This is a genomic window from Parendozoicomonas haliclonae, assembly GCF_900174585.1.
GTDB classification, from domain to species: Bacteria; Pseudomonadota; Gammaproteobacteria; order Pseudomonadales; family Endozoicomonadaceae; genus Sansalvadorimonas; species Sansalvadorimonas haliclonae.
Genome location: NZ_FWPT01000001.1, coordinates 145169 through 165548 on the forward strand (window position 1 = coordinate 145169; position 20380 = coordinate 165548).

Annotated in this window: 16 protein-coding genes; 5 read left to right on the forward strand and 11 right to left on the reverse strand. The window is 52.5% G+C overall.

The window, feature by feature from the left end; translation table 11 throughout:
* Nucleotides 1–29: 29 nt before the first annotated feature.
* The 4 genes from EHSB41UT_RS00685 to EHSB41UT_RS00700 form a co-directional block, all read right to left on the reverse strand.
* On the reverse strand, nt 30–1178 hold the full coding sequence (locus EHSB41UT_RS00685; RefSeq protein ID WP_087105901.1) for an exonuclease/endonuclease/phosphatase family protein: 1149 nt from the start codon (nt 1176–1178) through the stop codon (nt 30–32).
* Between the two features lie 85 nt (nt 1179–1263).
* On the reverse strand, nt 1264–3561 hold the full coding sequence (locus EHSB41UT_RS00690; RefSeq protein WP_087105903.1) for a hypothetical protein: 2298 nt from the start codon (nt 3559–3561) through the stop codon (nt 1264–1266).
* Nucleotides 3562–3775: 214 nt separating this feature from the next.
* Nucleotides 3776–5308, reverse strand: coding sequence for a DUF3500 domain-containing protein (locus tag EHSB41UT_RS00695; protein ID WP_087105905.1), 1533 nt, complete (start codon nt 5306–5308; stop codon nt 3776–3778).
* A 193-nt stretch (nt 5309–5501) separates the two neighbouring features.
* Nucleotides 5502–7157 (reverse strand): peptide ABC transporter substrate-binding protein, encoded by a 1656-nt coding sequence (locus EHSB41UT_RS00700; RefSeq protein WP_165767108.1) that lies wholly within the window; start codon nt 7155–7157, stop codon nt 5502–5504.
* Between the two features lie 346 nt (nt 7158–7503).
* On the opposite strand from EHSB41UT_RS00700, the gene EHSB41UT_RS00705 reads away from it, so the two are divergent.
* From EHSB41UT_RS00705 to EHSB41UT_RS00720, 4 genes are all read left to right on the forward strand, one after another.
* Nucleotides 7504–8625, forward strand: a complete 1122-nt coding sequence (locus EHSB41UT_RS00705; protein WP_087105908.1) for a Ca2+-dependent phosphoinositide-specific phospholipase C — start codon at nt 7504–7506, stop codon at nt 8623–8625.
* A 103-nt stretch (nt 8626–8728) separates the two neighbouring features.
* Complete coding sequence (ychF, locus tag EHSB41UT_RS00710; protein ID WP_087105909.1) at nt 8729–9820, forward strand: redox-regulated ATPase YchF; 1092 nt, start codon at nt 8729–8731, stop codon at nt 9818–9820.
* Between the two features lie 151 nt (nt 9821–9971).
* Nucleotides 9972–12056, forward strand: a complete 2085-nt coding sequence (locus tag EHSB41UT_RS00715; RefSeq protein ID WP_087105911.1) for a hypothetical protein — start codon at nt 9972–9974, stop codon at nt 12054–12056.
* Nucleotides 12057–12204: 148 nt separating this feature from the next.
* The gene (locus EHSB41UT_RS00720) at nt 12205–12669 is read left to right on the forward strand and encodes a c-type cytochrome (RefSeq protein WP_087105913.1); all 465 of its coding nucleotides are present in this window, start codon (nt 12205–12207) and stop codon (nt 12667–12669) included.
* Nucleotides 12670–12698: 29 nt separating this feature from the next.
* On the opposite strand, the gene EHSB41UT_RS00725 is transcribed toward EHSB41UT_RS00720, so the two are convergent.
* From EHSB41UT_RS00725 to EHSB41UT_RS00750, 6 genes are all read right to left on the reverse strand, one after another.
* Nucleotides 12699–13106: a hypothetical protein gene (locus EHSB41UT_RS00725; protein WP_087105915.1), complete on the reverse strand. Its 408-nt coding sequence runs from the start codon at nt 13104–13106 to the stop codon at nt 12699–12701.
* Nucleotides 13107–13117: 11 nt separating this feature from the next.
* A complete protein-coding gene (locus EHSB41UT_RS00730) occupies nt 13118–15196 on the reverse strand; it encodes a hypothetical protein (RefSeq protein WP_087105917.1) in 2079 nt (692 codons plus the stop codon).
* 79 nt (nt 15197–15275) lie between these two features.
* Nucleotides 15276–16826: a hypothetical protein gene (locus EHSB41UT_RS00735; protein WP_087105918.1), complete on the reverse strand. Its 1551-nt coding sequence runs from the start codon at nt 16824–16826 to the stop codon at nt 15276–15278.
* Between the two features lie 194 nt (nt 16827–17020).
* On the reverse strand, nt 17021–17671 hold the full coding sequence (locus EHSB41UT_RS00740) for a cytochrome b/b6 domain-containing protein (RefSeq protein WP_165767109.1): 651 nt from the start codon (nt 17669–17671) through the stop codon (nt 17021–17023).
* A gap of 71 nt (nt 17672–17742) precedes the next feature.
* Nucleotides 17743–18735 carry a nucleoid-associated protein gene (locus EHSB41UT_RS00745; RefSeq protein WP_087105922.1) on the reverse strand — a complete coding sequence of 331 codons (993 nt, stop codon included), beginning with the start codon at nt 18733–18735 and terminating at the stop codon, nt 17743–17745.
* A 33-nt stretch (nt 18736–18768) separates the two neighbouring features.
* A complete protein-coding gene (locus EHSB41UT_RS00750) occupies nt 18769–19344 on the reverse strand; it encodes a TetR/AcrR family transcriptional regulator (RefSeq protein WP_087105924.1) in 576 nt (191 codons plus the stop codon).
* Nucleotides 19345–19449: 105 nt separating this feature from the next.
* Here EHSB41UT_RS00750 and EHSB41UT_RS00755 point away from each other — a divergent pair, with 105 nt between their 5' ends.
* A complete protein-coding gene (locus EHSB41UT_RS00755; protein WP_133060335.1) occupies nt 19450–19662 on the forward strand; it encodes a hypothetical protein in 213 nt (70 codons plus the stop codon).
* 9 nt (nt 19663–19671) lie between these two features.
* On the opposite strand, the gene EHSB41UT_RS00760 is transcribed toward EHSB41UT_RS00755, so the two are convergent.
* Nucleotides 19672–20199 carry a hypothetical protein gene (locus EHSB41UT_RS00760; protein ID WP_087105928.1) on the reverse strand — a complete coding sequence of 176 codons (528 nt, stop codon included), beginning with the start codon at nt 20197–20199 and terminating at the stop codon, nt 19672–19674.
* Nucleotides 20200–20380: the final 181 nt, after the last annotated feature.

The following is a 20380-nucleotide window of genomic DNA, read 5'->3' on the forward strand; positions in this document are numbered from 1 at the left end:
GTCTTCTATTCAACCGGAGAGGACATGTCTTACTGGAAGCTGTAGTCAGTGATAACCGGGTAATGGTCGGATGGGTAAACCAGTCCACCATTACGGTATCCCTGATGCATGGTTTTATCTATCGCGGACTTCTTCCGGGTCAGACCTTTACCATCACTGGCATGGCCCATGCTGTAGGTCCAGTCAATGGGGTACACAGGGCTGCCAAAGCGACCGGCGATCTTGCCAAAGTTATGGAAGGTTTCTGATTCATCCGGCAGTGTGCCCAGGGCATACCAGCGGGCATTCAGACGATAGAAGTCGTCATTCATGGCTGTACCATTCTGGATGGTCGAGAGAGTCAACGACATTGGCAGGTTCAGGTAGTTGGCTCCATAACTGCCAAGCAGAACAACTGGCTCTACACGACCATCTTCAGTCGTTGCTTTCTCGAAGATAAACTGGCGAAGCTGACCAAGGGCGTAAGAGCGTGCCGCAGTCAGCTGCAGGCCATCAACGGTCTCCGGATTATTGTTGTCGTACATCTTGGTGTTGAACACCCAGGTGATCCGACCGGAAGTCTTGTCACGCAGTTTGGCATAAGTGAGATGACGGGGTTTGAATGCGCCGAAATCGACAGCAACAGTCTCCAGCACTGGAATGGCAGCGGTACCGATATTCACAACAACATTGGCAAACCCTTGCTCCAGCCAGGCTTCCACAGCCGAGTTTTTCAGACCATCAAAGCCATACCACTTGTTACCCTTCTCGAGAATATCGAAGCGGCTTTTGCGCACGTAGATGGCGTTGTATTCGCTAATGGTGATTCCACCCATCCCCTGGCCGATTCTGTGGTAGTCATTGCCGATCTTGGCGCCGGCCTTTTCCCAGAGTCGGATAAACGCTGTACCTTCCTCGCCGCCGGCATGGTTGTAGCCGGTTTCCAGAGAACGTAGCTGGGAGTAGTAACCTTCCTGGGTGCCGAGAATATCCGGGTTATTGGCCTGAACACTGCGGATCACGGCGCCAAACCGGCCTTTCCAGGCGATATCACCTTCATCGCCGGAGGTCTTGTGGCGGATGTTGAGCGTCATGGCCCGCAGGTTGTCCGAGTCGTCTGCGAAAGCCGGTGCGATACCGGCTGAGGTCAGGGCAAGACCGGCCAGCAATGCCAGTGAGCGGGTAAGCCGTCCTTTCATGGGGTGTCCTTGTTATGGCTTTTATTAAATTGCCCCCGGTAAAACGGGGGCTTCTTCTGTTTTTATTTTCTGGTGGTCTTTCTGGCTACAGCGTTAGCAGATAGGTCACCAGATCATTCATATCTTCTGCCTTCTCGGCACACCAGGGGTGTGGTGTTGCCGGCATACCGATAGGGGCGGGTGCGCCCATTTCGTCCTGCCCCCATTCACGGCGCATTTTCTGGAAATCCCAATAGAAGTATTGGTCATCAAAGTCAGGCCGTACAAAGTAGCGATGGCGCTTGATAAAGCGCTTCCGCTTCTGGTGGATATCGTTCTTCTTCTCAATCACCGGTACCGGCACCCGGAAGACATCGCCTTTGCGGTTGAGTGATGGGTAAGGATCAATCTCATCCGGGAACGACTTGCTGGCATCGTTGAGTGCAGGATGCAGCGTGTAGTAACGGTTATAGAGCGATGAACCTTCCTGACAGCGTTGCGGATTCACCAGATCTTCAATATTCCGCACATGGCCGTCAGAGAGCAGCCCGCGCTGCTGGGTCCAGTAGATATCCCGCAGGAAGGAGACCCGGATAGACTGTTGGTTCTTCTGGTAAATCGTAGGCGCGAAGAAGCGGCCCACTTCAGAGAGAGGAATCATCTGTTCATTGGTGTGGAGACCAACCTTGTCGGTATGACAGCTGGCACAGGCTTTGTCATAAGTTTGCTTGCCGCGGGCAACAGTCGCGCTGACTGACGGAATGTTCTGCCAGCCGGTCTGCACAAAGGCGCCTTCGGAGCCGGGAGCATCACCGGGCATTAGGCCTTTATGACGAAGCCACCGGTAGAGACCCACGTTGCGCAGCTCATCGTCATACTGGTCGAGAGTGGTCATGTAAGCGGTCAGCGCCTTCAACGGCTGGGCATACATGGCACCCATGGCACCGTCCGGTTCTTCCGAGTGAATGTAGGAACCCTCAAAGCCAACATAGCTCTCGGTATGGGACAGCGAGCGTCGTATACCGGTGTAGAAAGTCACGTTGGGAATCGCGATGGGAGAGAACTGGTTATCGTTGTCAGTCTCAGAACCTTCACCGACAATCCGGATCATATTGTGCTCACCGGCGCCCTGAGGCATGTGGTAGATCAGCAGATCCTTGGCCACATCCTTATTGCCGGGCATAAAGGCCGGACCATCCTCTTTGGTATAGATACCCTCAAAGGTTTTGGTTTGCAGGCCATCCTTGTGCTGCAGGATTGCCCACTTCATTGACCATTTCGGGTTAGGCAGGCCGGGAACAATCTTGGTGACGATATCCCCCGGAGCACGCTCCCAGGTAATCCGGTTGCCATGGCAGGATGCACAGTTAAAGCCGGCCCATGAGCCATCACCCTTATAAGGATCGACAGCTTCGGCGTAGCGATAGCCGGCCCAACCGGTATTTGTCGTCATACCGGAGTGTTTTTGCGGACCGGTGCCCAGCAGGCCGGGAATTGGTGAAGGCATGGGGTAGCGGTCAAAGTGCACTGGCTTGATCGCTTCATCCGGTACCTGGCCGGGTACGTTCGGGTAGGCACCGAACAGGTTTTCCAGATCCCAGGCTGAACCACCGGCAACCGGGTCTATCGAGTTGTACTGGAAGATGGCATCCCAGCTCAGATCCCGGAACTGGTGGGCCAGACCCAGGTTATAATCAAAAGACCAGAACACTTCGCGGCCTTCTCGCACCAGTTCTTCAAACCCCGGGTTGTTCACCTGAACTGTCAGACTGGTGCCGTAAGGTTCTTCGGAGAGTTTGGAAACCACATCGCATTTGTGATCGAAATCACCAATGATCCGGCGGGTAATGGCATCGATCACATTGTGCGGTTCACCGGGGCGGGTATACGACGAGTTATAACCATCCCGCTTTTGAATCTGCAGGGTCAGTGCCAGTTCACCGCTTTCAACATGCACAGGCACGGTGAAGCTGACCCGGCTGTTCTCCCAGGACAGAATATCCTTGTTCCAGCGATCAACGACTTTCGTCGTCTCATAATTGACTTCATCCTGAATGGCGAGCTTTTGCTCGAACATGGTCAGGTCAGATTCCAGAACCCGGCTTTTGCCTATCATGATCTTGGTAAAATCAATATCCGGGCCGGCACCAAGGCCACTGCCCGTCAGGGTAACAGTATCTCCGGGAGCGATAACCGGGATTTGCCCCAGGGCAATGTTGTAAACAATGCCATTCACTTCCGCAGTGTTGATGATGGGAGTGGATACGTTGGCGGCAGAAGCAGTTCTTTCCTGCTCCCTGGCACCATCAAAGGTGCAGATGTGCTCCTGCTCCGGAAAACTTCCGGGCAGTTTGCAGCCAGCGAGCAAGGCTGCAGCCCCTGCCCAGACGGCGATACGATGCATTGTCGGGTCCCCTGATTTTATTATTCTTTTTGTGGACTATCCGAGAGGGATACAGCAGGCCATTACCCGCTGAAACGACAATTGATGACTGATACTGCGTCAGTCAAATCTTCAGCCGGAACAAAGATGCCTTTTTTTGTACTATGGTGCAAATAATGAAGACAGGTGTCGGGTATTTGCTGTGATTTTAATGTGATTGGTTATTGGGGATTGGTTATTGGGAAGTGGTGAGGGGCACCGGATACTCATACACACCTTCAAAGCGAGTGCCGGGTTCATGGATACTGAAAATAATAGTCAGGGCATCGCCGGGAACATTTTCTGGAAGATTGATTTCAGCCTGGTAGCTTTGCTCTTCCGCGCGGAATGATAGTGGGTGGTCTTCAAGCCAGGGTTCTTCTCTGTCTTTCATCAACAGGGTCACACTGACTTTTATATTTTTGTGGATACGACCGTCCTTTTTGACTTCGACCACCGGTATAAACACCTGACCGGGCTCCACCTTTTGATTCTGGTAGCCCATGGAAAATGTCAGGCCATTTAAAAACGCAGGGCTTTTTAACCAGACCGGTCCTTCTTGCTCATCAAGTGTTGGCTCCTGCATACCGCCGGCCGGAAGGAGTGTGGGTGATAATTCGTTTTGCGAAGCAGGCTCAACCTGATTCGTTTCAGCGAGTTGCAGCGGTGCAGAATGCTTCCAAAGGTCTTTAAGTGATTTACCGTCACGGCTGTAGCTGATAGTCATACCGAGCATGGACTCATTATCCATCACCACCACTTGCCACAGCGCCTCTCCTTGTTTGAGCGTTAGCGTAAAGGCATAGGTCGAGTAAGTCTGTGTGTTGGCTTTCCGTGGTACCAGACCTGTCCAGGTCAGCCCTGCAGCACCTGAAGAGCCGCTGCTCAGCAGATTGCCCGACAGGTTCATAATCAGTTCGTGCAGAAGAAAACGACCCCGGGCGCTCAGTTCTTCAGCCATCAAGGGCGTTATGGGTTGAGACGCTGTTTGGCTTTGCTCTGAAGACTTCATGGTGCACTGGCGCGGGCTGACCATCTCTCCCATACAGGCCATGCTCAGTTGTTGGTCCGAAAGGCTTCTGAGCAGATCGGCTGCCAGTGTCAGAGTCTGGCTGTTGAAGGCCGTCCCCATAGATTCCTGCCAATGGCGGTAAGGGTAAACAGACTGTTGTGACGACAGGTCAGGCATCGGGGCGGGTGGAATCTGTCTTGGCCACTGACCAAAAGCCAGAGTCTCGATATCCCACATCTGCTGCTGGCGAATCACCGACAGCAGGATATTGGCGCCTCTCAGCATCACCTGCGCACTTTTATCCGTGTCTGTCAGAGATAACCGGATACTGGCATCAGCCGAGGTGGAACCTATTTCGGTAAGTGTGTTGAGCATCCGAATTTGCTGGTTCAGCTGCAGGTAACCCTGTTGGCTCAGAGCTGTCATCAGAAAGCTGTGAACTGCGATCCTTTGTTCTGGCTGCAGAGCAAGCCAATGGATACCCGGCTGGTCGCCGGACATCATGTTCAACTCTTGCTCGGAGAACCAGCTCTTCAGCTGGTTGAAGCGGTGTTCTATACGGGCCTGCTGCTGATCGTGCTGTTGCTGCTCCAGCTCTTTATACAGGGCGGTGTGGCGGCCATCACCGGGCATATCGCCTGGCTGGGCGGCTGTGACCAGCTCACAGAAGGCCACAATAATGATGAGATAAGCCAGATACTGGCAATAGACTTTCATGGCAACAACTCACTACTTTGCATTTACATCGACCCGGTGCGCTGGATGTGCCCAACATATATCGACGAAAACGCGAGTGAACGGAGTCAAAAGCCTGTCTGATGGAGAAGCCAGCTGTGCTGGTGGAGAAGATGTCTGATTAGAAAATACCCCCTGAACACAATGGTTCAGGGGATAGGCGGAGGTGGCTCTATCAGCTTTCGTTCTTGATGATAAAGAGGTTACGGGTCAGAACATTATCCGCATTGTTGGGCGGATAGCCGCCGACATGGGTCTTCACCAGCCTGTTGGAAACGTAGGTGTAGATCGGGGCAAAAGGCATTTCATCGATTACAGTCTTCTCTGCAAGGGAGTACATCCGCTCGCGCTTCTGCTTGTCCTGAGTGACCATGGCATCGTTCAGAATCTGGTCAAACTCGGCACTTTTCCAGCCGGAGAAGTTGTAGTCGTTGTCGCCAAGCCAGAGAGCCAGCATGGATGATGGATCGTTGTAGTCTGCAACCCAGCCAAAACGGGCGATATCGTAATTGCCGGCCTTGGTACTGGCCATCAGCTCTTTGAAGTCCACCCGACGGGTCTTGACCTTGATACCCAGCTCTTTCTTCCACATCTGGGCAATCGCCAGTGCAGTCTTGGTATGTGCATGCAGGTCGTTCAGGGAGATGGTGACTTCCAGCGGGTTGGATTTGCCGTAACCAGCTTCCGCGAGCAGCCTTCTGGCTTCATCTTCCCGCTCTTTACGGGTCTGCAGTTCGTAACCCAGCTCCGGCTTGATAAAGCCGCTCATATGTTCCGGGGTGAAACCGTAGGCCGGAACCTGCCCCTGTCGCATGATGTACTTGGCAATCAGCTCACGGTTGATGGTGTAGGAGAGTGCTTTTCTGACCCGAACATCGTCAAAAGGCTTTTTGCGGGTATTGAAGTAGTAGAAATAAACACTGCTCTGGGGAGATATATGAATCTGCTCAGGATACTTGCGCTTCAGTGAACGGAACTCATCCAACGGAATGGTGGATGTCATATCGATCTTGTCTTCGGTGTACAGCGTAAACTCATTGGTCGCATCTTTGACTGGCACGAAGGTGACTTCGTTAATCACTGTCTCGCTGTCATTCCAGTAATGGCTGTTACGCTCCAGTACGATGGACTTTTCAGGCTCGTGACTCTTGAGTTTGTATGCGCCATTGGTGACCAGGTTTCCTACCTTGGTCCAGTCACTGCCGTATTGCTCGATCAGGTTCTGCGGAACCGGTGCCATGGAGAAGTGCCCCAGCATTTTTACAAAGTAGGGGATGGGCTTATCCAGGGAGATCTGCAGGGTTTTATCATCCAGAGCCAGTACTCCGAGGGTTTCCGGCGCTTTTTTACCATCGGCAATTTCTGAGGCGTTGGTGATAGCGGAGTTCTTCAGATACCAGACAAAGGGCGCTTTGGTCTTGGGATCTGCCAAACGGCGGAAGCTGTAAACGAAGTCTGCGGTTGTCAGTGGCGAGCCATCGGACCATTTCAGCCCGTCCCGCAGGATAAAGGTGAAGGTCTTACTGTCCGGTGAAACCGACCACGACTCGGCAGCACCGGGAATCACATTACCATCAAGATCCTGAGTCACCAGGCCTTCAAACAGGTCAATGGCGATATTGCCGTCGGATTTGGTTTCGATCATCTGCGGGTCCAGTGACGACGGCTCAATGCCGTTACCGCGTACCAGACTCTGCTGATCACTCAGCTCCACACCTTCCAGAGCCGCAGGCTCAACAGCATGAACTGTGGTGGCAATCTGCAGGGAGCATAGGATGGAGAGGGTACCGAAGACCGTTTTAAGGGTTTCTGGGCGAGAGAATAAGGACAATAAGCCCCTCGCAGGCGTTGTCCTGAAGTTGTTCGACATCTGTTAGTCCCGATTGTTACAGGCGTTATTATTCTTCGATTTGTTATTGGTAGCCTGGATCGCAGGCCGCCTCGCCGTCCCTGGTCTTTTTTTAAGAATTATTACATTGCGCCTATTTGCATACAACGTGTGTCGTATTTTGTAGGTGTAGCAGGGGTGCCAGTGTGACTGAGTTCCCAAAAAACGGTATTGCACCGGGGAATATAATCCTTAGAGATTCAATCAGGCATGAATGCTTTGCAGGCCGTGTAAAGGTTGTGAATAGGCTCTAAGCTTTGGGGAAACGAAAGGAATCGGGCAGATTCTTATGAAGGGTCTTTGGGAAAGGCGTGTTGATGATCGACAGGTATCGCTGGCTTTAGGTCTGGCCATTCTATTGTTGCTATTCACAACACCTTCACAGGGAGATCGTGATCCGAAGGGCAAGTCCCGTATTGAGGGGCGCTGGTGGCAAAGTGCTGCGATTGATCCAAGGGTCTGGAATGTGCGCTTTAATCGTGTCTCCCAGGTTGCCTGTCATAACTGCTATGAACCCCACCTGTTTACAGATGAAACCGGCGAAGAGTTACCATTCTCAAAAACGCTGGATCATGTAACAGCTGTAGAGATTGATATCTGGGATACCTACAGCCCTCTGCCACTCAGTACTGGTATGAAAAGAGACTGGTATGTGCGTCATGGTGCCTGGGGCAGCCTGTATGGAAACCACAGTAATTGTTCTGCACCGGGTAGCCTGTCAGCCTGCCTGAAAGATATTAACGATTGGAGTGATCGCAATCCGGGACATTTTCCCGTGACGATTTTTCTGGATAAGAAGCAGCGCTGGAGTCAAAAGGGGCAAATGCGCCAGTTCAGTGATTTGTCCTGGCTGTTGAAAAAAGTGTTCGGCAACAAGCTTTATAAGCCCCGGCATATTGTTTCCCTGAATGATGCCAAACAACAGGCTCCCAAAGGCTGGAAGTGGCCGCTGGTCAAGGATATGGCCGGACGTATTATCGTCGTAGTCAATGGCGGGAATTTTTTGCTGGATAATGCTACCCGGATGATCAGTCCGGACAACTCCACCTACAACACCACCATTGATGAGCTATCGCTTTTTCTGAATACCGCAGCGGCCTTTGCCGGGCCCTATGCCTACTCTTCAAAGGACTTCTCCCGACTGCCATTGAATATGACCAATACCACGGTCTTTCTGAATACCAATCACAGTACGGCCAGACAGTCTCTGTTTGAATTGATGGAAGTCAGCCGGGGGCGGCAGCTGGTCAGGCTCTGGAATGTGGATGATATCGACTTCTGCTCCTACCCATCACTGGGCGTCTCCTATGCGGCTTACTATGATTTTCGGAATGTTCATTGCAAAGGCTATGTCACCGTGCCGATTAACCGCACCTTTCGTGACTCCGAGTCTATAATTCCTGAACGCTAACCCTAAGGTTACGGTGAGCCACTTTTGCACCTATAGAAGAGGGCTCGTATAATTCCCGCCTTTAAATTTCTCAGTTCCTGACAACTTTCTACGGGATACCACCATGGGTTTTAACTGCGGCATCGTTGGTCTGCCAAACGTGGGCAAGTCCACGCTGTTCAACGCTTTGACCAAAGCGGGCATTGATGCCGAGAACTTTCCGTTCTGCACCATCGAGCCAAACTCCGGCATCGTGCCAATGCCTGATCCGCGTCTGCAGGCTCTGGCCGCCATCGTAAAACCTGAGCGTGTTCTGCCTACCACCATGGAATTCGTGGATATCGCCGGTCTGGTAGAGGGCGCATCCAAGGGTGAAGGTCTGGGTAACAAGTTCCTGGCCAACATCCGTGAAACTGACGCGATTGCCCACGTTGTTCGCTGCTTTGAAAACGACAACGTGATTCACGTTGCCAACCGCATCGATCCTATTGCTGATATCGAAATCATCAATATGGAACTGATCATGGCTGACCTGGACAGCTGCGAGAAGCAGATGCAGCGTCTGGTGCGTGTGGCCAAAGGTGGCGACAAGGACGCAAAGGCTCAGATCGCCGTTCTGGAAAAACTGATCCCGGCCTTTGAAGAAGGCAAGTCCGCTCGTTCCGTTGCCCTGAGCGATGACGAGAAGAAGATCATGAAGCAGTTCTTCCTGCTGACTTCCAAGCCAACCATGTATATCGCCAACGTTGATGAAGATGGTTTTGAAAACAACCCTTATCTGGACAAGGTGCGTGAGTTCGCAGCCGCTGAAAATGCTGTGGTTGTGCCGGTTTGCAACAAGCTGGAAGCGGAAATCGCTGAGCTGGAAGATGAAGAGAAGGCCGAGTTCCTGGCTGATCTGGGTATGGAAGAGCCGGGTCTGGACCGTGTAATCCGTGCCGGTTATGAGCTGCTGAACCTGCAGACTTACTTCACTGCCGGTGTGAAGGAAGTTCGCGCCTGGACTGTTCCTGTAGGCGCAACCGCTCCACAGGCGGCTGGTGTTATCCACACTGACTTTATGCGCGGTTTTATCCGTGCGGAAGTGACCGCCTATGATGATTTCATCAAGTGCAACGGTGAGAAGGGCGCCAAGGAAGCTGGTCTTCTGCGTCTGGAAGGTAAGGAATACATCGTTAAAGATGGCGATGTCATGCACTTCCGCTTCAACGTGTAAGATTCTTCTGCGTTAAACAACAGGTCGCAATTGCGGCCTGTTTTTGTTTGGGGTTGACCAGAATGACAGCGTTGCACTGCGCTGGTGCGATAAGGCTTCTTGTAGTTTTAGTGGTAACTTGGGTCGGATAATAATAAGAAGGTCAGACCCCATGAAATTTCAATCTGTACTGCAATGGTGCGGATTCAGTGTTTTGCTGATGTTCCTGTCAGGTTGTTATGAAGACAAGCAAATGGTGCTGGATCTCAGTGGCAAGAAAGGTTTCTTCGATTCCGGATTTCCCTCGGACCTGCGTCGTAATGACGATGGTTCCATCGACTTCAACAGTTTCCCACAGCCGCTGAATATTACCATTGGCAACTATGTGCGCTGGGCGGAGCAGGACCGTTTTGGTTTTGCCCCCAACCTGCCGCTGTATATGCGTTTTGAAGGCAATATCTCTCCGGATTATCTGAGCCTGTCATCTGATCCGCGCAGCTATGCCCGGGCCGATGCCAGCATCCAGCTGGTGGATATTGATCCGCGTTCCGATGAACGGGGAACCCGTTATCCCGTTCGCGTCTCCTATCGGGAAAAGGGCGATGAGTATCGTCCGGATGGCTTGCTTCAGGTTCTGCCAGCCGGCAAGCCGTTGAAAGAAAATACCCAATATGCACTGGTGGTGACTCGAGAGGTTTCTCCAGACCATGCCAATAATCTGGTTCCTAATCCGGTACTCACGGCTCTGCTTGATAGACGTGATCCCCGTTCGGTAGATGGAAAAATTAAATCCGCCGATGCCAGCCGGGCTCTGGCTATTTATGCACCGTTGGCTGAGCAGCTGCGCTATGACGGTATTGCCAGTGACGATGTGATTGGTGCCATAGTATGGACAACCGGTCACCCTTCTTCGGTGATGGGTAATCTGGGACGTTGGGCCAGTGAGCAGCCGGCTCCTGCTCCGGCCAGTGAGTTCCGCCAGCTGGAGATGACGCCGGAGTATTGTGTGATTGGTTCCAGCTGGAATGTGCCGGGATTACAGTCAGGCCTGTTCCCCTACGCCCTGACCGGCGGCAAGATCAAATATGATCATCAGGGTAACCCTGTCGTTCAATATCAGCGGGAAACGCCGCTGGTGATTACCATTCCCCGGACAGACATGCCTGCAGATGGCTACCCGATGATGTTCTACAACCATGGTACGGCTGGTTATGCCGATCAGGCGCATCAGCGTGGTGAAACGCTGGCAGATGGCACGCTGAGTCAAGACGGCAGTCCGGCACAGGTTGCAGGTCAGCGCGGCTGGGCGACTGCCGGAATGGGCGGCCATATGGGCGCGGACCATGAAGACAGTACCGGTTTTCTGAACGTGATTGCCGATCTGATCCCCGGCCTGTCCCTCAATATCGGCACCTATAACTTTATGAACCTGGATTCCATGCGCGGTAACTTCGAGCAGTCGGTGGTGGAACGGGTTCTGTTCCGTCGGTTGATTGAGAATCTGGAAGTGGACTCCAGTCTGTGTCCGGGAGCAGAGTCTGCTGATGGCTGGCTGCGTTTCGATAATGACACCCAGGTGGTTATGGGCCAGTCCCTGGGCGCCATGACCGCAATTGCTCAGGCTGCGATTGATCCGAAACCTTTCCAGGGTGTGATTGGCTCAGGAGCAGGCAGTTATAACCTTGGGCTGGTGATGAACCTCTCGGTGACAGGTTCCGAGCCTCTGGGCAATATTCTGGAGCCGCTGTTCTACTTTACCGGCAAGAATGATGTGGTCGATGATCCATTCCATCCGCTTTGGCTTCTTTCTCAGCAGGCACTCTCGTCTGTGGACTTTGCCATCAATGCAGCCCGCTGGAATCGTGATGCCTATGCGTCCATAAATGCGCCGCATACCTTGATCGTCGAAGGCTACTTTGATGACTGGGTTGGCTTATATAACCAGAAGCCGCTGCTGGTGGCTTTGGGAACCGATCTGTTTGGTGCTGAGTTGCCTGTATCTGAGACTGAGCAGCTTTTGCCTGATCTGGAGCTGGCCGGTTATCAGCAGTGGGTGTCTACGGTTGCAGGGAATCGGGATGGTCGTACAGCAGCGGTTGTTCGTTATGCCGAAGACGGCATCAAGTCCGGTCATCATGTCGTTTTCCAGCAGGAAGCGGCCCGGCATCAGTATGCCTGTTTTCTGGAAAATATTGCTGAGGGCCGGGCGCCAGCCATCCCTGTTCCGGGCGGTAGGCAGATGGACGGTTGCTTTTGAATGGCAGGGTGCCTTTGAGGAGAGTGACTGATCGGCTATGATTCATTCATTGTGGGCATCTATTAGCATCTGCTGATGAAATCGAAGACGCTAATGAAGTGGGCCCACTGTGATAAAAAACAGAACCATTTCGAGTGGAGCCGCCCTGATGATCAGTCGATCTGTCGCAAAATTTATTCTTCCAGCTGTGCTGGCTGCCGGTGCCATGTCTGCCCAGGCCATGGAATTCAACAAGGCTGATGATGCTGTAGACCTGCGTAAAGCCCAGATGGGTCTGGTTGCAACCTACTTCGGTGATATGGGAGCCATGGTCAAAGGCAAGGCCAAGTTCAATGCCGAACAGTACAAAACTGATGCCGAGCGTCTGGCTGTGCTGGCCCAGTGGTCTGCTACCGGCTTTGAATCTTCTACCTACATGAATTCCGATTCCAAAGCCAAGCCAGCTATCTGGGAAGATAAGGCCGACTTTGACAAGAAGATGGCTGAGTTTGCAGAAGCAGCTGCCAAGCTACAGGTTGCGGCTGCTGGTGGTGATCTGAAAGCCAGTATCCCGGCCTTCAAGGCTGTTGCTGACACCTGTGGCTCCTGCCACAAGCCTTACAAGTTCAAGTAAGGCTCCGTCAGTATCCAATCAGGCCAGAATCAGAACTTTTTGGTTCTGGCCTTGCCAGTTGCTTTCTTCTTCGGTTTCGGAGCTTTGGCCCGTACCGCCTGAATTGCTGAAAACAGTTCATCAAGATCTTTTCGATATTTCACCAGTGCAGCACAAAGATCCGGTTTCTGTTGGGGTAGCTTTCGTGCATCCAGAGCCGCCAGTTCATCCACATTCCCGGTGTGCTGCTTTAAATGGTTGAGGCTGTTATCGGCTTTCTCTTTCAGGGACAGTAGATCACCTGGGAGCTGGCCAGGAGGGATGGAAGCACTGTTTGGAACATCCAGCCCGGTCATGGTGAACAGGGTGTTGATGTCGTCGTAGTGTTTTTTGTAGTGTCGATAGACCCGCTGTACGCTGCGGCCAATCTTTTCAGGTGCGATGTTTTCAGATGCCATGATTCAGCCTGTCAGAGTTTCTTCAATTGTTTTTCCAGGACACTGATCTGATCCTTCAGATGCGTAACCTTGGATTGTGAAAGCATCACCACCAGGGGATCTTTCTGAGTCTTTTCCAGAATATTGTTGTACTTGTCTTTCAACTCGTTGAGCTTGCCCTGAATTTCCAGTTTGGCGGCTTCAGCCGGTGATGGTTGGTTACCCCGATCTTTAATCTTGCCGATCTCATCTAGAATGCGCTTTTCTGCACGTCTGGCGCCATTGAGCTGATTATTAATTTTGTTGCGGATAATCAGCAGGAACGGGTTTCTTCGTTTACCTTCCAGACTGCGAATATCACCACGGACTTTTTTCAGATCGTTATTCAATGCTGCATAGCGCACCTTGTCGGAAGCCATCTGAACATTGTGGGCGGCGATTTTGCCAGCAGCCTGAGTTGTCGAGTCCTGGATGCTTTTCAGTAAAGTGCTCACGGGTTTGAAAAAATCGAAGGCACCACGATGCGGCGGTTTGAACGGTGCCGGATCGGTGGTATTCCAGCTGATTGGTTTGGTCTGCAGTTTCAGGTCTTTCACCAGACGACGCTGGGCAATAATGCTTTCCACATTATTGGTTGAGAGCATCAAGGCGCCATCGCCCTGCTGTTTCTCTATCTCTTCCAGCTTGTTCAGAAAGTCATTACTGCGCTTTAGACCGTACTCTTTGCTGAGCTCGGCAAAACCGATCAACCCTTCATCAACAAAAGCGCCGGCCATCATCATGGCTTGATCCGGCTTTAGCCCGAACTCTTTCCCCGCACTTTCTATACGACTCTGAACGCCTGCATCTTTGGAGAAGCGCAGCAGCTTCTCGGTGGAAACGGCGGGATTCTTCCGAATATTCACGAGGGCTTTGGTGGTGTTGGTCAGCGTTTGTTGCACACGGCTGCTATCAATGCCGGCTTCTTTAGCAATCTTTTTGAACTTGCCGGTGTCTTTGGTCATCACCGCATTGGCAAGATCATTAAAGACCTGAGGTTCCATTTTCAGGCTCTGGGCTGCGGATTTGAACTCTCGCCCAAGGAAGGTATTGACCGACTGCGAGGTCTGGCCAAGCATCTTGTCCAACTCTTCTGCGCTCAGGTCGAACTGGTTTCCGAGAGCCTTGAAGCCATCCATGATTTTGTCGGCTTTGTCTGCGGGGATGCCCATTTTTCCGGCCAGCTCTTTAAAACGATCCCCTTCGTTATGGGTCAGTGCCCCGAGATCTAGAACCTGACTGGGGATCAGTTTTGAAGCTTTGGCCATGCGGGCAACGTCATCCGCAACAATGCTGGGGACGACAGCATCGGCCATGCGGGCTTTCGGGCCATCCACAGCTTTGAACAGTTTCTCCAGCCCCATTTGAATCTTTTTCCCCATAGAGCTGGTCGGGGAGTGATTCATCTTGCCCAACTGGAAGAAGAACTGCCCGTCATTGCCACTGGCTTTGGCAAAGGCCAGTCGCGCCAGATCTGATTTATTAACGTCCAGAGAGTCGGCCATTTTAGAGAGGCCCAAGGTGAGCATCTGGCTCTGCTTTTTGGTGAGCTCTGGAGGCGGTGGTGGTATCTCGGGCTTGGCTGGAGGCTTTTTATCCTCGGCCTTCTTTTCTTCAGACGGTTTTTTAGTGGGAGCTGTTTCTGCCGGAGCGGGTTTGGCAGGTGGAGCTTCCGTCTTTTTCGGCTCAGGCTTGTTCTCGGGTTTGGTTGCCTGTGGAGCCTGTTCCTTTTGTTTCTGTGCTGTCTGTAATGGATGCGGCTCCTGAGATGGCGGCTGCTGTTGCGGAGCGACCTGAGGTTGCTGCTGGGGAGTGGAAGTCAGTGGCTTTTGAAGCTCGGGCCTGTCCGCATTCCTCAGATTATTCAGCCACTGCTGCAGCTGTTGCAGATCATTGCTGACCGGCTGGCTGGTAAACTGGTTGACGCTATTGATGACCGGCCCTGACTGCCCGGGTCTCTGTTGCTCGGCCGCTCTCGGGTCTGACTGGGGACCCGTCTTTTGAACCTGCGTCTGTTGTGGTGGTGGACCGAGCGGACGAACACCGCCGCCACCATTCACATTCATGGACATATCTGACTCCCAAAACCTGATTCAGCAAGCGTCAGGCATTGAGAATGCCTATCGGCAAACTGCCCGGTATCCTGAAAAATCAGCCCTGCAGTGCCTTTAGTTTGTTCTGAGCCACGTCCAGGTTCTTCTTCATATCTTCAATAACCGGACCATGGACCATTGGCCCTTCATCGCCCATGGATGACGACAGCTTGGTGAGATAGGCAATGCGCTGTTTGAGGTGGTCAACCTGTTCAGCCAGCTCAATTTTCACGCTTTTTGAGGGAGGAGGTGTGGTGCCGGCATCTTCCATCTTTTTGAATTCACTCAGTAGAGCCTTGTTCTGCTCTTGAAGATGATCTGCCTTCTGTTGGGCTTTGGCCTTCAGCTCCGGAGAAAAGAGCGCAGATTTGCCGTCATCAAATTTCTGCAGCTCCTTCTTATTGTGCTCCATCAGCTGTTCCATCTTGTGATGGCGGATATTGTTGAAGTCCTGATCACCGACGGCCCGCATCATTCGGGCCATCGGGCGCATGAAGGCAAAGCCGGGCTTCTGGTTGTCTGATCCGGAAGTGCGCCAGTCCATCGGTTTGCCATCAATGCCCAGCTGATGGGCCATATGGCGTTGTTCCTTCACATCCCGGAAGGACTCGATGCCCCGGTGAACAACCTCTTTGGGAGCCTGAGCCTTGATCTGCTCAAGACTTTGCAGGAAGGCGTCCGCTTTATTGGCCAGTTTCAGCTCAGCAGCAAACCTCTTCATGCCTTCTGCCCCTTCTTCGATAAAGGTGAAGGCCAGTCTCAGGCTTTCCTGTGGAGGGATACCCAGTTTTTTGCCGGCATTGGCGACCCGGGTTTTGATCTGGTCATCCATCGCCATACGCATGACCTTTTCACCACCAATGCCGGGGCGGGCTTCCAGCTGCTCGAAGGTCATCCGGATTTTGCCTTCCAGCTGTTCTAATTGATCTGGCTGCAATCCTGCCCGCTGACCGAGCTGCATATAGAACGCCTTATCGTTATTCATCAGGGCATTACCCATCGCCATAAATCGCCGAGGAGGAATGCCTAGTTGCCCGGCCTCTTCGCGCATCACTTCCATCAACCGGGTATCGGTTTCTGAACTCCGGTGTTCCATCATGGCCTGCATGCGGTCAGGCGGTATATCCATCTGGCGCCCGGTTCTCTGCATACCTTTCAGAAAGTCCATGGCCTGTTCTCTTGGAATGCCAATCTGATCGGCAAGGGACATCAGACGAGAGCGATCCTGATCGATTCCCCGTCCGAAATCGTGTGCGGCGGCTGGAGGGATGCCCAAATCTCTGGCCATATGATCCATACCCTGCATTGCCATGGTTTCATGGGGATGCATCGGTGGCATTGGAGGATGGGAGCGGGGTAGGGGCGGTGCTGGCGGCGCGGCCTGTTGATGTGACTGCAGCCAGCTGTTCATCTGGGCAAGTTCAGGGGATACCGGCTCAGAGCTGAATTGATTGATGCCGTGAAGCTGTGGTCCGGCTCTGCCTCCGGTAGCTGGCGGCTGATCAACCTGAGGCTGTGCCGGCTGCTGCCCGGGTCTGGATATGGGAGGTTGTGTTGTGGGTGGCTGTAAGGGGCGGATACCGCCACCACCTGGAACCTGCATGGACATAAAAGTCACCGATAACGCCTTTCTATCAAAGCGTTATCGGCGGATTGGGTGGAGTCTGGACGAGGAGCGCTTGCTGGATGGTAGCCTGCTGTTTCCCGCACCCATGGGCAGTCCCTGCCCAGCGGTGCTAGTCGGCCATCCATGGCCTTTGGAAACATCAGACCACCACCTCCCAATATCTGTGAAGTTGAGTATTAGATCAGATCCAGCATCCAGGTGATCACCATTACGGCAACCAGTATGGCGACGGCCAGAACTTCCCAGGAGCCACGGTCCGGTTCTTCATAGCGGCTGCTGATCTTACGGCGGCCATGAATCATACCCTGCAGGATATCTTCCTTGTGGAAGATAATATGGAACAGCACGCCGGCAATATGCACAGCCAGAATACCCAGCAGGATATCGAAGTTGATGGAGTGGATGGTGGTCATCAGGCTGCTGAAATCGCCGCTGACAAACCGTACCAGCGGGCCATCAAACAGAATGCTGTCGTTAGAGAACAGACCGGTAACGACCTGCACGGTCAGACAGAGCAGGATAAACACCACGCCCCAGCTGCCCAGAGGGTTATGGCCGGGGTAATCCGTTTTCATACCATTTTTCAGAAAGCGGATTGTGGTTTTAGGGGATAGCTGGAAAGCCTTGAAGCGGCTGAGGTCGCCACCCCAAAATCCCCAGAACAGCCGGAATATCAGCAGGCTGAGCACAACAAAACCAAGGATCACATGGCGATCCATATCCCCTTCTTCGCCGGTGTACCACAAGCCGGCAACACTGAGAACCAGTAGCCAGTGGAACAGCCGGGTAGGAATATCCCATACCCGAATACTGCGCAGCTTATCCATTGTGCCCCCTGAAGGCATGAACATCCTGTTAACTCAATAGTAGGCCTTCAGGACTGTTCGCTATGACGGAATCAAATTTCTTGAAGTTGCTTCTTGAGTGAATCCGGTACACCAATAATGGTGATGGTATCCCTTTCCTTGTCGTACTGGATGCGGGTTCCCAGAACATCGGAGTCGAACGCGATATTAATTCCTTTGTCCCGACCTGCAAAGCGAATAAGTTTCTTCAGCTGACCACGGCTCGGCTGTATCTCCGGCATCACATCATAGTCGCGGGTATTGATAAAACGCTCAAAGCTGTCCGGGGATTCCTGGTTCACATGGGCAGACAGCTCATCCAGAGAAATGGTCTTGTACTCCTGCAGCTGGCCGTCGCAGTATTCAAAGACTTTCTTCTTAACCGTGTTGCGTTCGGAATCCGACTCAATGGTTTTGCAGTAGTCGGCTACGGCGCCCATCAACTGCTTGGTGTCGTTCTTGGTATCACCAGTTTCTTCACAACCCACAAATGTGGTGAGGCAATCACTCAGGCGACGACCTGCCTTAGGCTTGATCCAGGAGATATAGCGGGAGCTGGTCTGGTTGCCCTGCCACTCACTCAGATTGATACGGGCCGCAAGACTGATACGGGCCAGATCGATATGCATCGTATCGGTCAGTTCCAGATTCTCGGTGATGGTCGTGCTGGTTGATGGCGGCAGGGTTGCAACCAACAGGTAGTTGGTCAGGCCGCTGGTGTAATGGGCAACGACAATAAAGCCGCCAGGGAACATGCCGGCTTCATCCAGTTTGTTTTTCAGGCCTTCGGCCACGGTCAGACTGAAGTCGGTAAATGACTCCCGTTCTTCAAGGTAGTCTTCTAACTGGGTGCGGAATGGTGTGGCTTCACCACCGAATGCACCATGACCTTTGTCGCCTTTCTTGTTGTAGGCGGCAACCAGATCCTCGAGAAAACCTTCGGATATATTGTTGCTGGCCAATGGGGTGGCACGGGTGCGCAGCTCGGAGGTTTCCGCATCAGGCTGGCGTTCAATTCGATGGACAATAAGATTGGTAATGCTCATGGGACGTCGGCTGCTGATTCAACAAAACGCCCATTATACAAGTTCAGCTCCGCTTTTCTGGTCTGGAAGTGCGGCAAATATTCGCGCCACATATTTATCGAGCTTTTTCCGACTCCCCTGCAGGTGTCCGGAGAGCTGCAGGGCAATGTAACGATCCAGCAATATACGGCTATGTTCTTTTGATTTTCCGGCCGCAGCCAAGGCGTTGGCAAAGCCCTCCTCAAGTTTCACCACTGCTTCTCTTATCAGAGGGGAGAGAGTATCCCGGTGACCTTCAGTCATGGCCATCACCAGCAGGCAGCCACATCGATAATCCTGAATATCGTCATGACGATAGCTGGTTGAGAAAAACAGCCGCAGGCTTTCCAGTGGCGGGTGATTGCGTCGATAGTGGTTCAGCCGGGTCAGCAGCTGCTCTTCAATGTAATAGAGCAGAACATGGCGGAACAGATCTTTTTTGTTCGAGAAGTGGTGGTAGAGACTGCCCGGATTCAAACCGGTCGCTTCTTCCAGCTGTTTAAGCGAAGTCCCTTCGTAACCGTTGCGCCAGAACGGATCAAGAGCGCGGGCCAGAATCTGCCGGCGTTCCAGAATATTGGGGCGTGCCATAATGTGAACCTTCCATGATTCATTCTTTACAACACTTCTATTCAGCGAGGGGTTGCCGATATATCCGTGAACTGCCCTGTTGCGGATCCCTTCCAAGAGATGCCCATGTTTACTCACACACAACAGATTCTGAACGGGCCTGCCCTGGCCATGATCGAATACATCCGAAGTTATAATATTGACATTGATACCCAGCGGCTGGAAGCCCTGGACCAGAAGATCCGTCTGCAGAAAGAGACCGTTAGTCCGGAATTTCTTATGGAGTCACGCAGAGTAAGGGAAGAGTTAAAACGCTGGCTGGAAGCCAACCAGCCATGATCGAAGTCGTTAGTTTCGGGTGGTAATCACCGCATCCATCTGCACATTCACGCCACTGGCAGAGTCGGTATTGTAAGTCTGATTGTTAATGGTCACCCGGCTGGTGTTATTGATTGGACCATCGGCGACAGGCTGCAATAATGAGATCACACCACTGTTTTCCAGCTCTTCAATCGTTGTTGTACCATCACTGTTCAGCAGTTGAGATTCCTGCTCACTCAGTTCTTCACCGGCAGCAGTAGCCTGCAGAGCTCCTGGTACCTGAGCTTCTGAAAGCTCGGCCACATCAAGGGCCTGCAGCGGGAAAGACTTGGACGTAGAGCGACCGTAGCGAACCGGCGCTTCAGGATCTGGCTCTCGATAATCCGGTGGATACTGGTGAAAGTTATCGCCAATATCGTAGGTCGGGATATCAGGATTATCGACAGGCTGTTCTTCAGCGGGCTTCTCTTCTGCTTTAACAGGCAAGGTCAGGAGCAGCAACAGGGTGCTGAGCAGAGGAAGAGAGCGAGGCGTGGTAACGAACAGTCTGGCCATGTCAGGTCTACATTATTGCTTGTTGTTCTTATTATTGTGGCAGCTAACGGGGAACACTGCGCAAGACTACAAGGTTACTCTATCTGTTTGGCATAAAGCTGCATTGACCGTAAGCTTTGCAATAACAGGTTAACAGGTCAATCCCACGGATTGCACTCCTCCCTATTATCGGGAAAGCTCA

Coding starts and splice junctions, on each gene's coding strand:
- EHSB41UT_RS00740 (WP_165767109.1), bottom strand. CDS start 17,671: ATGGATAAGCTGCGCAGTATTCGGGTATGGGATATTCCTACCCGGCTG.
- ychF (WP_087105909.1), top strand. CDS start 8,729: ATGGGTTTTAACTGCGGCATCGTTGGTCTGCCAAACGTGGGCAAGTCC.
- EHSB41UT_RS00730 (WP_087105917.1), bottom strand. CDS start 15,196: ATGTCCATGAATGTGAATGGTGGCGGCGGTGTTCGTCCGCTCGGTCCA.
- EHSB41UT_RS00755 (WP_133060335.1), top strand. CDS start 19,450: ATGTTTACTCACACACAACAGATTCTGAACGGGCCTGCCCTGGCCATG.
- EHSB41UT_RS00725 (WP_087105915.1), bottom strand. CDS start 13,106: ATGGCATCTGAAAACATCGCACCTGAAAAGATTGGCCGCAGCGTACAG.
- EHSB41UT_RS00695 (WP_087105905.1), bottom strand. CDS start 5,308: ATGAAAGTCTATTGCCAGTATCTGGCTTATCTCATCATTATTGTGGCC.
- EHSB41UT_RS00685 (WP_087105901.1), bottom strand. CDS start 1,178: ATGAAAGGACGGCTTACCCGCTCACTGGCATTGCTGGCCGGTCTTGCC.
- EHSB41UT_RS00735 (WP_087105918.1), bottom strand. CDS start 16,826: ATGTCCATGCAGGTTCCAGGTGGTGGCGGTATCCGCCCCTTACAGCCA.
- EHSB41UT_RS00750 (WP_087105924.1), bottom strand. CDS start 19,344: ATGGCACGCCCCAATATTCTGGAACGCCGGCAGATTCTGGCCCGCGCT.
- EHSB41UT_RS00760 (WP_087105928.1), bottom strand. CDS start 20,199: ATGGCCAGACTGTTCGTTACCACGCCTCGCTCTCTTCCTCTGCTCAGC.
- EHSB41UT_RS00720 (WP_087105913.1), top strand. CDS start 12,205: ATGATCAGTCGATCTGTCGCAAAATTTATTCTTCCAGCTGTGCTGGCT.
- EHSB41UT_RS00705 (WP_087105908.1), top strand. CDS start 7,504: ATGAAGGGTCTTTGGGAAAGGCGTGTTGATGATCGACAGGTATCGCTG.
- EHSB41UT_RS00690 (WP_087105903.1), bottom strand. CDS start 3,561: ATGCATCGTATCGCCGTCTGGGCAGGGGCTGCAGCCTTGCTCGCTGGC.
- EHSB41UT_RS00715 (WP_087105911.1), top strand. CDS start 9,972: ATGAAATTTCAATCTGTACTGCAATGGTGCGGATTCAGTGTTTTGCTG.
- EHSB41UT_RS00745 (WP_087105922.1), bottom strand. CDS start 18,735: ATGAGCATTACCAATCTTATTGTCCATCGAATTGAACGCCAGCCTGAT.